Here is a 14,717-nt window from a genome sequence, read left to right on the forward strand (position 1 = left end):
CCATGGAATAATCGTTCATCACCATGGAATAATCATTCATCACCATGGAATAATCGTTCATCACCATGGAATAATCATTTATCGCCATGGAATAATCGTTCATCACCATGGAATAATCGTTCATCACCATGGAATAATCATTCATCGTCATGGAATAATCATTCATCACCATGGAATAATCGTCCCCCCCTGCTCCCTACCCTACATACAGACAAGTTGGAAGTTCTCTGTCCTGAATACTTGGATTTTGAGGATAATCAACCTATAAAATTCTTATCGAGAAGCATCTTCCGCAGTTTGGAATCTTCTGGACGGACAGGATATACTTTTTGCCGCATAAATCCTTCACTAAAATCGGTGCGGCATAGTCCACTGTAGCCAATCATTAATTTATAGCGGGGTTTGACAGCATTTCGGCTACCGTAGTGCATACAGCCTGAAGACTCAATAAAAAGAACAGTACCACGGGGATAGCACAACTCGATTAAGTTACTTTTATCCACCACAGAATAAACCTGCTCATCACTAAATCTATAGGGAACACCGTATTGCCAATTATTCAATGCCTCCACAGCTTTGACAGTAACCGACTTTGGCAGAAAAGACCAGGGACCATTTTCTATAGTTGTATCGCGCAGTAATACCAACACATATACATTGGGCAGAGAATAGTAGTCTACATGGAAAAGCTGACTGTCTTTGAATTTCTCTGGCTGATCATCATATTCAGCACTAGATTCGACAAAACGAATACCAGAAGGGAGGGTGCTAGAAAGGACAGGAATGCTCTTGATGTAGTGACTTACTGTAGAAAGTATTGTTGAAGAAGTGACGAAATTCAAAAATGATGGATAGCGCACCAAATCTTCTGGTGTCCACATATCTTGAAAATAACTTCTGTAAGTCCCAATAGCTGGCTTTCCTTTACCTGCTCGTTCACTGATAATTTTTTCACTATCTTCGAGTACCTCGTCCAGAAATGGTAGGGACATAGAGGTATCAATATGCCAACCGTCATTTAGATGAATTGTAGGTGTGGTGATAGCTCCATTTTCTGCCAGTAATGCGTCGAGATGATGTTGATATTGATCAATACGATAGGCATCCTGTTTCTGAAATTTGAGTTTGTTGTAGGAATGGGCTAATTGCATAGTGTTGGCAATGCCGAGTCGGTGCATATGCCCTTCATGCAAAAGTTTAGCTGATTCGGTGATGTCATGATCAAGAAGGTGTTGGGGTGAATTTGTTTGAGTCATAAATCTACTGTTAGGTTATATCTAATCCAATAGATGATACTATTATTTTTGCCTAACCTTAGATCAAAAAAATACTTGTTTTGCCGTTGTTTTTTTTACACAACTTAATCATCGGCTTGGTCTTCGCAAACATTAGTTTGAGTTACAAATATTCATAAAACCTATCAGCAGTCTATGTCAATGAATCCAGATAACACCATCACAATGAATTGGAGTGATTTTATCTTTGAATCACCAAAAAAGAATCTATCTAAATCTTTTGTGATAGGCATTTTAGAAGGGGAAGGAATTGGAGCAGAGATTATTGCTGCATCATTACATATTTTACGAGCATTAGAATCTGTCACTAATTATTCGTTTGAAATTAGAAATAGCGGTTTAATTGGTTTAAACGAAAATCGTCGCTACCAAGACCCTATTTCTACTGATTTAATTCAATTTTGTCAGGATATTTTTTCTGATGGTGGGGCGATATTGGCTGGTGCAGGGGGTGGACGTTTTGTTTATGATTTACGCCGACAATTCGACTTATTTTGTAAGTTGATTCCAGTTAAAAACTCTAAAGAACTGGCAATAAATCGGATGAAGCCAGAATATTTAACAGATATAGATATTCTTCTGATTAGGGAAAATATATCAGGTTTGTATTTTGGTAAAAGCAATATTATTTCGACTTCTAATGATATTCAGGTGGAGTATCAGTTTTCTTATTCAGAAAAAGAAGTACATCGAATTTTATTGGTAGCAGCTAAAATTGCGTTAAACCACCGTAAACATTTAACGGTTGTGATTAAAGATGGTGGACTTCCTGCTATTAGTAAACTTTGGTGGGACTGTACTCTCAACATTGTTTCAGAGTTGGGTATTGATTATTCTCTGATTAATATAGACCATGCTGCTTATCATCTGATTCAACACGCCCAGGAACTTGATGTGGTGGTTGCCCCTAATTTATTTGGTGATGTATTAGCAGATGTGAGTGGAATTTTATTAGGTTCACGGACATTTTCTTTTTCGGGAAATTTTTCCTCCCAAGGTGCGGCTGTATATCAAACAAATCATGGTGCAGCTTATGATTTAATGGGAAAAGATCAGGCAAATCCAGTTGGTCAAATTTTATCTTTAGCCATGATGTTACGTCAAAGTTTTGGTTTAAATCAAGAAGCAACTTTGATGGAAAGAGCGATCGCCCAAACCTGGCGACAGGGATGGCGAACCGCAGATATTCAAGAAAATTCCTGTCATTTAATTGGCACAAAGGAAATGGGAGAGCGAATTGCTGATACACTGGTTAAATCAACTAATAAATTGTTAGAAGTTTAGATGATATCTGAACCGTGTGAAGTATATGAAAGTCGCTTTACTTTTAATTGATCTGCAAAATGATTTTCTTGATGTTCCTAATTTAGAGCCAGCGGCCAATGAAATTGTTGAACGTGCCACTACTTTATGCGATCGCTGTCGTGTTTTAGGTATTCCCATTATTCATATTTGGACTACAATTAATGCCGATGTTGATAACCGAATGACTCATTGGCAAAGGAATAATCAATGGCGTTGTGTTCAGGGTACATCAGGTCATCAAGTTCCCCAATCTTTACATCCCAATTCCCAGGAAATTATCATTAAAAACATTTATTCATATTTCACCGCGAGATATAAATCAAACATTGTGGCAAGTCCCAATTTGTCGAAAAGAGTTAGTTAAAAAGGCGGCCACTGCTGCCAAACAAGCATTTAAACAATGGCGAAATTCTCCGATTTATACTCGTCGCCAAATTCTTTATAATCTAGCAGAGTTGCTAGAACAAGAGCGAAAATCTTTAGTGGAACAATTGGCCATAGAAATAGGTAAACCCGTTATTTATGGAGATGGTGAAGTTACCCGTGGGATTGAGTTATTAAAATCCGTTGCTGCTTTTGACCAAAAAGAGATCACCGTTCCTCAATTTTCTCAGGGAACTTACAGACATTGCCCTATAGGTGCAGTTGCGATAATTACCCCTTGGAATAATCCCCTAGCCATCCCCATTGGTAAAATTGCTCCAGCCTTATTGTACGGAAATACACTGATTTGGAAACCGGCATTACCGGGGACAGCGATCGCCATTAAAATCATGGATCTGTTATCAAAAGCAGGTTGTCCTCCTGGTGTAGTTAACTTTGTCAGTGGCGATCGCCTCACAGCCCAAGCATTGATGTCTGATCAAAATGTTGATGCTGTCACCTTATCCGGTTCTTCCACGGCTGGTTATTTTGCCCAGGATATCTGCGATCGTCGTCGTATTCCCCTACAAGCTGAATTAGGAGGAAATAACGCTGCCATCATTTGGTCAGATTGTGATTTAGAAAATGCCGCTAAACAGGTTATTCACGGTGCTTTTGGTTTTGCGGGTCAACGTTGCACTGCCAATCGCAGAGTGATTGTTGATATCCATTGTTACGATGAATTTATTACCCAACTTAAACAAGCAATGACTGAATTAGTTTGGGGAGATCCCTTGAGTTTAGAAACCCATATTGGACCATTGATTTCTTTCCAAAAACGTGATCAAGTTGCTGCAATGCTAACCAGAATTAAAACAGAAGTAGAGATGATTTTTGAGGCTTATCTGGACAAAATAAAATTCAACAAAATTCCCAAGGGAGCTTATTCTTGTCCAACGGTAATTTGTTGCGATCGCCCTAACCATGAAATTGTCCAAACAGAAACCTTTGCACCAGTTTTAGTTGTTCAAAAAGCTGAAAGTTGGGAACAGGCAATACAGCTTTGTAATGGTGTGACACAGGGACTTGTTGCTGCTTTATTTTCCCATTCATTACTACGACAAGAACAATTTTTAAATGAAATTCAAGCCGGGGTTTTAAAATTAAATAGTGCTACTACAGATGTGGCAGTAAATATTCCCTTTGGGGGTTGGAAAGCATCAGGTGTAGGCTGTCCTGAACATGGTTCTAGTAACCGTGAGTTCTATACACGCACTCAAGCAATTTACGATGCCAATCAAAAATAAGAACTGATTTTAAAAAAATATGAGAGGAAATTAACTAATGACATTAGAAAGTATTGAACAAAGAATTGCCAAACTTTCCCCAGAAAAAAGACAAATATTGAGCGATCGCCTACGTCAACAAACTCAAATCAAATCTCATTCTATTCCACCACGTGAACCAGGATCACCTTGTCTTGCTTCTTTTGCTCAGAAAAGATTTTGGTTTGTACAACAACTTACGCCAAATAGCTCTGTTTACAATAACTCCAAAATATTAAAATTTGAGCAACCTGTTAATATTAGTGCCTTGAATATGGCTTTACAGGCAATCATTGACCGCCATGAGGTTTTACGCACAACCTTTGATTTACAAGATGGTGAACTCTATCAAATTATTGATGAAAAAGTATCTATAGAATTACCGATCATTGATTTGTGCGGTGCTTGCAGCAAGCGTAGCTATCGCCCCGAAGCACTGCAAGATTTGATTAAGCAAGAAATTGAACGACCTTTTAATTTATCTGCTGATATTCCTTTCCGAAATATTTTATTTTGCTTAAATGAAAAAGAATATATTTTATTAATTGTAGTTCATCATATTGCCAGCGATCATTGGTCTTCTGAAATTATTATCAATGAACTTCATCACTTATATCAAGCCTTTTTCACCGGAAATTTACCTTCTCTGCCTAATTTATCCATTCAATATGCCGATTTTGCCCAATGGCAACGAAATTGGTTAAAAGGTGATGTTTTAGAATCTCAGTTATCTTATTGGAAACAAAAATTGAGCGGTATTCTTCCTGTTTTAGAACTACCAACAGACTATCCGCGTCCACAGATTCAGACTTATCATGGCGCATCTATATCTATAGAACTTTCCCAAGACCTAAGCAACTATCTAAAAGCTCTGAGTCAGTATGAGGGCGTTACCTTATTTATGACTTTATTGGCAGCATTTCAGATATTACTCCATCGCTATTCAGGTCAAGAAGATATCATTATTGGTATACCAATTGCCAATCGTAATCGCCAAGAAATTGAGCCTTTAATAGGAGCTTTTATTAATAATTTGGTTCTTCGCACTGATTTAGGAGGAAATCCCAGTTTTCAGGAATTACTCAAGCGAGTCAGAGAAGTAACTTTAGGGGCTTATACTCATCAAGATTTACCCTTTGAGAAATTGGTAGAAGAACTACAAGTTAATCGGGATTTGAGTCGTGACCCACTGTTTCAAGTCCGCTTTAATATGTCGAGATTAGAGGAAAACAATCCGGTTTTATCTAGGTTAAAAGTAGAACCAATATTAATCCCAGAAGTAAATTTTCTTTCTGATTTAACCATCTATACTCAAGAAAAAAAACACGGTATTGAACTAAAATTAGTTTATAAAACAGACCTATTCGCCCCTGCAAGAATGAGAGAAATGCTCTATCAATTTGAATTGTTATTAATCCAAATTGTGGCAGAGCCAGAAAAACCAATCCAGTCCTATTCTTTAATTACAGCAAATAGTCAAGCCCTTTTACCTAATCCTAGTCAGACTATATCTGAGCGAGAATATCAACCAATTACTAATATCTTCACTGACTGGGCTACGCAAACGCCTAAGCAACCAGCGATTATCCAGAATCAGCAGATTTGGACTTATCAAGAATTAGCTCAAGCATCTACAGAAATAGCTCAAATTTTAATAACTGCCAAGATCGAAAAAGGTGATGTAGTGGCAGTATCAGGTGTTCGCAGCTTTGGTCTAATTGCCAGTATGTTGGGTGTATTAATGAGTGGAGGTGTGTTATTAAATATAGATCTAAATTTACCGTTAATCAGACAAGAATTGATGCTGTCCACGGCGGTTGTTAAGACTGTGTTATTCATTAGTGAAGAAACAAAACATAGCTTTGCAGATTCTCTTTTGACTATTAGTATTAACCCAGATACAGGAAAAGCATCCTTAAATTCTTCAGCAAACACCCCAGTCAGAGTTACCCTATCACCTGATGATTCTGCGTATATCTTCTTCACCTCTGGTACAACTGGCATTCCCAAGGGTATTTTAGGGTGTCATAAAGGATTATCTCACTTCCTCCACTGGCAAAGATCAACATTTGCAATTACACCCCAAGATCGTGTAGCCCAATTAACAGGATTATCTTTTGATGTTGTGATCAGAGATATTTTTTTACCCCTGATTAGTGGTGCTACCTTGTGCTTACCTGATGCAGATGACGATAATCTCTCAGCTATGGGAGTTTTGCCTTGGTTGGAAAGTCAGCAAATTTCCTTAATACATACCGTACCTACTTTAATCCTGTCATGGTTAATGGATGTACCAAAAGGCATATCTTTACGAAGTTTACGATTACTCTTTTCTGCGGGAGAACCTCTGACAGATAAATTAATTAAACAATGGCGTACCGTATTTCCTGAAAGTGGGCAAATAGTTAATCTCTATGGACCGACGGAAACTACATTGGCAAAATGTTACTACTCTGTGCCAGTAAACCCTTTACCTGGAGTGCAACCTGTTGGTTCACCATTACCAGAAACGCAAGCATTAGTTTTTACACCTAATAGTCAATTGTCCGGGATTGGAGAAGTGGGAGAAATTGTGCTTAGGACTCCTTACCGTACCAAAGGTTATATAAATGCTGATCCAGAACAATTATCTAAATTTGTCAAAAATCCCTTCCGTGATGATGATACAGATTTACTCTACTACACAGGCGATCGCGGTAGATATGGCTTAGACGGGACTTTGGAGATTTTAGGAAGAATTGACCAACAAGTAAAAATTCGGGGGGTTCGGATTGAATTGGGAGAAATTGAGGCTGTTCTTAATCAACATTCTGATATTTTAAACACAGTGGCGATCGCCCGTGAAGATATCCCTGGAGATAAACGCCTCATTGCTTATATTGTTCCCCAACTTCAAGCGACATTAACCCAAAGTGAATTACGCCAATTCCTGAAACAGAAATTACCCGAATACATGATCCCGTCGGCTTTTGTAATTTTAGAAAAATTGCCCTTAACACCTAACGGCAAAATTGATCGTCGCGCTCTCCCAGCACCTCAACAAAACCTGCAAGAACTAGAAGAAACTTTTGTTGCCCCCCGCAATGAATTAGAACAGAAACTCGCAATAATTTGGGAAGAAATTTTAAAGATTCAGCCCATTGGGATCAAAGATAATTTTTTTGAATTAGGAGGACATTCTCTATTAGCAACTCAAGTCAATTCCCGTATACAAAAAGCCTTTGCGATCGAAACTCCCTTAAAATATTTGTTTGAAGCCCCAACCATAGCCCAGTTCAGTCAACTTATTCAAGCCGATAACAGTCAATTATCTGCTGTGTTTCCCCTCCTAAAACCAATAAAACGGACTGAAAAATTACCCCTATCCTCTGCCCAAATTCGGATGTGGTTTCTCAACCAATTAGAACCAGAAAAAGCCACATATAACATATCATTGGTCTTACGGTTAGAAGGACAGCTAAATAAAAATGCTCTTGAAAAAGCTCTACAAACCATAGTCGAAAGGCACGAAACTCTGCGAACAAGTTTTATTAGTATTGATGGTTCACCAGTACAGATTATTAATCCATCCTTACAAATTACTTTATCAGTAATTGATTTAACAGAATTAGTCGGATTTGAAATACAAAAACAAGTAGAAGAATTAGCTCAAACCGAAACAAATAAGGCATTTGATTTAACAGTTAGTCCTTTGTTTAGAGTTAAAATATTACAACTAAAAGAAAACAGCCATATCTTACTACTGACCTTTCACCATATCATCACTGATGGCTGGTCAATGAGAGTATTTCAAAGTGAATTATCAACTCTTTATCAAGATTTTAATCAGGGTAAATCTCCATCATTATTTCCGTTACCTATTCAATATGCAGACTTCGCCCACTGGCAGCGAAACTGGTTACAGGGTGAAGTATTAGCACGACAATTGCACTATTGGAAAACACAGTTAGCCAATATTCCTCCTATATTAGAATTGCCCACAGATAAACCTCGTCCAAATATCCAAACCTACCAAGGAAAAAGCCATAAATTTCAATTATCAGCAGAATTAAGCCAAAACCTAAATGGGTTAAGTAACAAGTCAAACGTGACTTTATTTATGACCTTACTTTCTGCCTTCGCAGTATTACTTTATCGCTACAGTCATCAAGAAGATATTGTAATTGGTTCACCTATTGCTAATCGTAACCGCCAAGAAATTGAGCAGTTAATAGGATTTTTTGTAAATACTTTGGCACTGAGAATTAATGTTTTAGGTAATTCCAGTTTCCAAGAGATATTAACAAGAGTAAAACAAATCTGCTTGGATGCTTATAGTCATCAGGAGTTACCATTTGAGAAGTTAGTAGAGGAGCTACAACCAGAAAGAAATTTGAGTCAATCTCCTATTTTTCAGGTAATGTTTGTCTTGCAAAATACATTACAACAAACAATAAATTTAACAGATATAAAAATCGAATCAATTAAACTAGAAAGGCAAACATCTAAATTTGATTTAACCCTATCTTTAACAGAAACACCTGATGGATTAAGCGGAAAATGGGAATATAGTACAGATTTATTTGATGATGCAACTATTCAAAGAATGAGTAGGCATTTTCAGGTTTTGTTAGGGGCAATTGTGGCTAATCCTAATCTAGAAGTCAGCAAATTACGGATTCTGACAGAAAGAGAAAAAAATCAACTATTAGTGGAATGGAATAATACGGTAGTTAAGTATCCCGATCATAAATCTATTCATCAATTATTTGAAGAACAGGCAGAAATAATGCCGGAAAATATAGCAGTAGCTTTTGAAGATCAAGAATTAACTTATCAAGAACTTAATCATCGTGCTAATCAACTCGCTCACTATTTGCAAAAATTGGGAGTAAAACCAGAGGTATTAGTCGGGATTTATGTAGGACGTTCCTTAGAAATGATCATTGGGCTATTAGGAATATTAAAAGCTGGAGGTGCTTATGTTCCTCTTGATTCTAACTATCCTCAAGAACGTCTTGCTTTCATGTTAGCAGATACCCAAGCACCAATCTTGCTAACTCAACAGTCATTAGTTAATAAATTACCAGCAAGTAAAACCCATATTATTTGTCTCGATACAGATTGGGAAAAAATTAGTAATCAAAGCCAGGATAATCTGACTTGTAATGCTATAGCCGATAATCTTGCTTATATTACCTATACTTCCGGTTCTACAGGTCAATCTAAAGGGGTTTGTACCATTCATCGGGGAGTGGTACGCTTAGTAAAAAACATTAATTATGCTAATTTAACGCAAAAACAAACCTTTTTACAATTAGCTCCCATTTCCTTTGATGCTTCGACTTTTGAGATTTGGGGTAGCTTGCTCAACGGTGGTAAATTAATAATTTTTCCAGCACATATACCTTCATTAGTAGAACTAGGGCAAGCTATTCAACGCTATCAAATTACAACTTTGTGGTTGACGACTGGACTATTTTACTTGATGGTAGATGAGCGATTGGAAGATTTAAAGCCTTTACATCAACTTTTGGTAGGTGGTGATGTTTTATCTATATCTCACGTCCAGAAGTTTCGCCAAAAAATAAACAATTGTCATTTAATTAATGGTTATGGTCCAACGGAGAATACTACTTTTACCTGTTGCTACTTGATTCCACAATTACCACAACAAGGTAGCTCTATTTCTATCGGCGGATCAATTACTAACACCCAAGTTTATATTCTTGATTCCTATTTACAACCTGTTCCTGTTGGTGTATTTGGAGAGCTATATACTGGAGGGGATGGTTTAGCAAGAGGTTATTTAAACCAACCAGAATTAACTACTGAAAAGTTTATTCCTAATCCCTTTGGAAGCGGAAAAATCTACAAAACTGGTGATATAGTCCGTTACTTAGCTGATGGTAATATTGAATTTATTGGACGAGTTGATAATCAAGTAAAAATTCGGGGATTTCGCATTGAGTTAGGAGAAATTGAAGTAGTTCTGAGTGAACATCCTCATATCTTAAATGTAATAGTTATAGCCCGTGAAGATATCCCAGGAGATAAACGTCTAATTGCTTATATTGTTACCCAACCCCAAGCAACATTAACTCAAAGCGAATTACGCCAATTCCTGAAACAAAAGTTACCCGAATACATGATCCCGTCGGCTTTTGTCATATTAGAAAAGTTTCCCTTAACACCTAACGGCAAAATTGATCGTCGCGCTCTCCCTATTCCTGAGCAAATTCGGAGAGAACCGGAAGAGACTTTTATTGCTCCTCGTAATGAATTAGAACAGCAACTTACAAAAGCTTGGGAAGCAATTTTAGGGATTAAACCCATTGGTGTAAAGGATAATTTCTTTGCCCTGGGGGGACATTCTCTGTTGGCTGTCAAGCTATTTGCCCAAATTGAAAAAACTTTCAAAATCAACATACCCTTAGCTGCTATCTTTCATTCACCAACGATTGAACAACTGGCTGATATGATCAATTCCCAAGAATGGAAATCACCTTGGTACTCTCTTGTGCCACTTCAACCAAAAGGTTCTCGTCCTATTTTATTTGGTATTCACCATATTTATTTCCAAAATCTGATCCGCAATTTGGGAGAAGAACAACCTGTTTATGCCCTCCATTATGGTATATCAGAGCCAAAGGATAAGGCGCTTTCCTTGCCTAAAATGGAAGATTTAGCGGCTCACTATATCGAAGAAATGCGATCGCTTCAACCAGAAGGCCCTTACTTTTTAATGGGTCTTTCCGTCGGTGGTCTGATTGCTTATGAAATGGCTCAACAACTTGTCGCTCAAGGTCAAGAAGTAGCCCTACTAGCGTTATTTGATACTTTTCTAAAGCGTAGTAATGTTAAACTTTTGCCCCTCTCCCAAAGGTTAAAATTACTATGGAATCTGGGATTTTGGGAATTTTGGCTCAGGCTTCAATTTCAAATAAAAACCAAATTTAATCGTCTCTTAGCTCGATATTTCCCCAAAACGAACGTCACCGAACCTATCCAATCTCAATATTTTCCCCACACATACACTGATTATCCAATACAGTTACTTCGCAATGCCTATACTCTTAAATCCTACTCAGGTAAGGTGGTTTTATTTAAGGCAATTAATTCTTCTTCTACTTCTAGTGTTACCTATAGTTTTGATCCACCAGAACTCGCATGGCAGAAATTAGTTGATGGGGAGTTAGTAATTCACAACATTCCTGGCAACCATATCAGCATCTTAGATGAGCCTAATGTGAAGATATTAGCTGAAAAGTTAACCCACCATATTGATCATGATTGATAATGTTGAAAAATTACTCAGCAATTCTCATTTTAAGGTTTCATGACATTGAAACCCTTGCGGTTATAGGGTTTTACAATTCTTAACAAACTCGGCGATCGCTGAAATGGCGTAAAATCCTTTCAAAATGAGAATCGCTGCCCTCTTGGATCTTGATTTTTATAATTCTATTAGGAGTTACGCATTGACAAAATCTATTACATAGGGATGATAGATTTTATCTCTTGTAGGGTGCGTCAGACCCGATAATTTAGGAAACAACAGATTTTTTGGATCTGACGCACCGCACTGATTTATACTAAACACGGCTTAATCATTTGATTCTGTGGGTAAGGGTTTAGCAATGCTAAACCCCTACAAATCTGGGTTTTTCGTCATTTTGTAAAAGTCCATGTCTCAACCGTTTTTAGTATAGATGAAGTCAGGTGCGTCAGAATCTGAAAGTTAGTGATTTTAGCCTAAATTATACTGTCTGACGCACCCTACGTTTATACATATATATACATTTTGTACAGTGCGTAAGTCCTATCTATATTTCTGTTGAGTCAATAATTTATAGTAGAAATCATTAAAAAAGTAATTTAAAATATCTATAATTCCTTTACATTTAGGAAAGAAAGCATTAACTTTGATAAGCTGTAAACGCTAGTATCTGGAGAATCTATATACTTATGCACTGGTTGTTTACAGGACGTTTAAGAGTAGATAAAATAACGGTTAAGATCCCAGGCCTACCTGTATCTTTACAAGGTAAAAAGCTAGTGCAGTTATCTGATTTTCATTATGATGGTTTAAGACTGTCAGAAGAAATGTTAGAAAGTGCGATCGCTGCTACTAATGAAATTGAACCAGATTTAATCCTTCTCACTGGTGACTATGTAACCGATGATCCTACCCCGATTTATGAACTAGCGCAGCGACTCAAACATCTGCAAAGCGACAGTGGTATTTATGCGGTATTGGGCAACCATGACATCCATTTCAACCACTCTCAAGCAGAAGTTACTAATGCTTTGACAAGTATTGGCATCCAGGTACTTTGGAATCAAATTGCCTATCCACTAGGAAAAGAATTGCCACTGGTAGGACTTGCAGATTATTGGTCACGAGAATTTAACCCTGCACCAATCATGGAACAACTAGATCCTAGCGTCCCCCGCATAGTCTTATCTCACAACCCAGATACAGCCAAAATATTGGAAAAATGGCGGGTAGACTTGCAGCTATCTGGTCACACACACGGAGGACATATCGTTATTCCCGGTCTTGGTCCCCTGGTATTGTATTATAAAAGACTGCTCAAAAAACTTCCCAAAAAACTTAGGTGTTGGCTTTCTCTTTCTCTGGGAGATTGTACCAAAGTGGTGCGATATTGGGAATGGGCGCAAGGGTTTCACAACATTGAAGAAAATCAACTATACGTCAATCGAGGTTTAGGTACTTATCGTCCTGGAAGATTATTTTGCCCACCTGAAGTTACTGTAATCACCCTAATCTAAGGAGGCAGGGGGCAGGAGGCAGGGGGCAGGGGGCAGGAGGCAGGAGGGAAGAGACTTTTAGGTAACTTCACTTTTCGTTACATACTTGGTTTTTTTTGTGCTTTGACTTCTGCATTGCGGTACTAGAGATGTTCTAGGGAACGTCTCTAGCAGGGTTTAAACAAGAGGGGGTTATGATATATTTCATCCACAGCGATCGCTCTTTTGAAATATGGTACAAATTATCTATTCTGACGAATTTCTAGAACACAAAACTGGTGTTTACCATCCAGAAAAACCAGAACGCTTAACTGCGATTGTAGAGGCTTTAAAAAGTGCAAGTTTCTCAGAAAACATCAAATGGGTGACTCCCACTATAAAACCTGAGTTGATGTCATGGGCAGAAACAGCCCATACTCCAGCATACATTGATAAAGTGAGAGCGATCGCTACTTCTGGAGGCGGTTATTTAGATAGTGATACCCCCATTTCTCCCCGCAGTTATGATGTAGCCTTGTTAGCTGTCAGCGCTTGGTTAGAAGGTGTAGACATTGTATTAACTAGCAAAAATCCGGCTTTTGTCCTAGCTCGTCCACCGGGACACCATGCTGAAAGTCATACAGGGATGGGGTTTTGTCTGTTTTCCAACGCAGCGATCGCCGGTTTATATGCCTTAAAACAGCCTGATATTAACCGTGTTGCCATCATCGACTGGGATGTACATCATGGTAACGGTACCCAAGCGATCGTTGAAAACAACCCGCAAATAGCCTATTGTTCACTCCATCAATACCCCGCATATCCTGGTACTGGGAGAAATTCTGACCAGGGATATCACAACAACGTTTTAAATTTACCTGTTCGACCCCGTAGCGATATTACCACATATCAACCACTGTGGGAAAACAAAATATTACCTTTTTTAACCAACTTTCAACCAGAATTATTAATTGTTAGTGCTGGTTATGATGCTAATGCAGCAGATCCTTTAGCTGGAGTAAATTTACAACCAGAAGATTTTGGTATATTTACCGAATATTGTTTAAGTTTAACTCATAAAATCCTCTTTGGCTTAGAAGGTGGTTACGACTTACCAACACTTTCCCAATCAGTAATCGCTACCCTTTTACCCTGTCTAGCTGAGAAATATTAAATTTCTGTATTTTAGACAACTAAATTTGGTTAAGTTTCATCAAACTTTTATCAAAAAAACTTGATGATCACCTTCTAAAAGTGTTTAAGTTTTGTTAAGATGCTATTGCTAGGAAATAATCAACGCAATTAACCAATCAGGGTGTGAAGAAATAAATATTACTAGCAGCATCACAAAGTTTAACAGGTGAAGGAATGACCACCTATATTTTTATTGACGAAGCCCTTCAAATGCTTGCGAACGCCTATTGGATATCAGCAATACTGTTAATTGCCACATCTAGTATAGGTTTAGCAGTGATTGAAACGATTGAAAAAACAGGAGAACGTTAACAACAGTACCAAAAACTCCTGTAGGGACAATTCATGAATTGTCCCTTAAATTTTATTTATACAACCGCTAAGAGTTTTTTAGTTGGGTAAGTCCTAGTTTATTCCTGATAATTGGTAGGTATAGAAAACTATACTAAACACGGCTTAATTATTTGATTCTGTGGGTAGGGGTTTAGCACTGCTCATTGGT

8 protein-coding genes are annotated in these 14,717 nt (G+C 37.8%); 7 read left to right on the forward strand and 1 reads right to left on the reverse strand.

What is annotated here, in order from left to right:
• Positions 1 to 257: 257 nt before the first annotated feature.
• The gene (locus VB711_RS09095) at positions 258 to 1,256 is read right to left on the reverse strand and encodes a hypothetical protein (RefSeq protein WP_323285572.1); all 999 of its coding nucleotides are present in this window, start codon (positions 1,254 to 1,256) and stop codon (positions 258 to 260) included.
• Between the two features lie 174 nt (positions 1,257 to 1,430).
• Between VB711_RS09095 and VB711_RS09100 the strand changes: the two genes are divergently transcribed.
• The 7 genes from VB711_RS09100 to VB711_RS09130 all read left to right on the forward strand — a co-directional run bounded on the left by VB711_RS09100 (position 1,431) and on the right by VB711_RS09130 (position 14,527).
• Positions 1,431 to 2,579, forward strand: a complete 1,149-nt coding sequence (locus VB711_RS09100; protein WP_323285573.1) for an isocitrate/isopropylmalate family dehydrogenase — start codon at positions 1,431 to 1,433, stop codon at positions 2,577 to 2,579.
• A gap of 25 nt (positions 2,580 to 2,604) precedes the next feature.
• A complete protein-coding gene (locus tag VB711_RS09105; RefSeq protein WP_323285574.1) occupies positions 2,605 to 2,964 on the forward strand; it encodes a cysteine hydrolase family protein in 360 nt (119 codons plus the stop codon).
• Positions 2,927 to 4,270 carry an aldehyde dehydrogenase family protein gene (locus VB711_RS09110; protein ID WP_323285575.1) on the forward strand — a complete coding sequence of 448 codons (1,344 nt, stop codon included), beginning with the start codon at positions 2,927 to 2,929 and terminating at the stop codon, positions 4,268 to 4,270. Before VB711_RS09105 ends, VB711_RS09110 begins: the two co-directional genes overlap by 38 nt.
• 37 nt (positions 4,271 to 4,307) lie before the next feature.
• On the forward strand, positions 4,308 to 11,564 hold the full coding sequence (locus tag VB711_RS09115; RefSeq protein ID WP_323285576.1) for a non-ribosomal peptide synthetase: 7,257 nt from the start codon (positions 4,308 to 4,310) through the stop codon (positions 11,562 to 11,564).
• A 671-nt stretch (positions 11,565 to 12,235) separates the two neighbouring features.
• A complete protein-coding gene (locus VB711_RS09120) occupies positions 12,236 to 13,063 on the forward strand; it encodes a metallophosphoesterase (protein ID WP_323285577.1) in 828 nt (275 codons plus the stop codon).
• Positions 13,064 to 13,274: 211 nt separating this feature from the next.
• Complete coding sequence (locus VB711_RS09125) at positions 13,275 to 14,195, forward strand: histone deacetylase (protein WP_323285578.1); 921 nt, start codon at positions 13,275 to 13,277, stop codon at positions 14,193 to 14,195.
• Between the two features lie 194 nt (positions 14,196 to 14,389).
• Entirely contained in the window at positions 14,390 to 14,527 is a 138-nt protein-coding gene (locus VB711_RS09130) for a hypothetical protein (protein WP_323285579.1), read from the forward strand.
• The last annotated feature ends 190 nt before the right edge of the window (positions 14,528 to 14,717 follow it).

Source organism: Cronbergia sp. UHCC 0137, from assembly GCF_034932285.1.
GTDB lineage: Bacteria > Cyanobacteriota > Cyanobacteriia > Cyanobacteriales > Nostocaceae > Cronbergia.

What these genes read in the sequence shown, in the direction of transcription:
- VB711_RS09120 (WP_323285577.1), top strand. Translation starts at nt 12,236, where the DNA reads ATGCACTGGTTGTTTACAGGACGTTTAAGAGTAGATAAAATAACGGTT.
- VB711_RS09125 (WP_323285578.1), top strand. Translation starts at nt 13,275, where the DNA reads ATGGTACAAATTATCTATTCTGACGAATTTCTAGAACACAAAACTGGT.
- VB711_RS09100 (WP_323285573.1), top strand. Translation starts at nt 1,431, where the DNA reads ATGTCAATGAATCCAGATAACACCATCACAATGAATTGGAGTGATTTT.
- VB711_RS09105 (WP_323285574.1), top strand. Translation starts at nt 2,605, where the DNA reads ATGAAAGTCGCTTTACTTTTAATTGATCTGCAAAATGATTTTCTTGAT.
- VB711_RS09095 (WP_323285572.1), bottom strand. Translation starts at nt 1,256, where the DNA reads ATGACTCAAACAAATTCACCCCAACACCTTCTTGATCATGACATCACC.
- VB711_RS09130 (WP_323285579.1), top strand. Translation starts at nt 14,390, where the DNA reads ATGACCACCTATATTTTTATTGACGAAGCCCTTCAAATGCTTGCGAAC.
- VB711_RS09115 (WP_323285576.1), top strand. Translation starts at nt 4,308, where the DNA reads ATGACATTAGAAAGTATTGAACAAAGAATTGCCAAACTTTCCCCAGAA.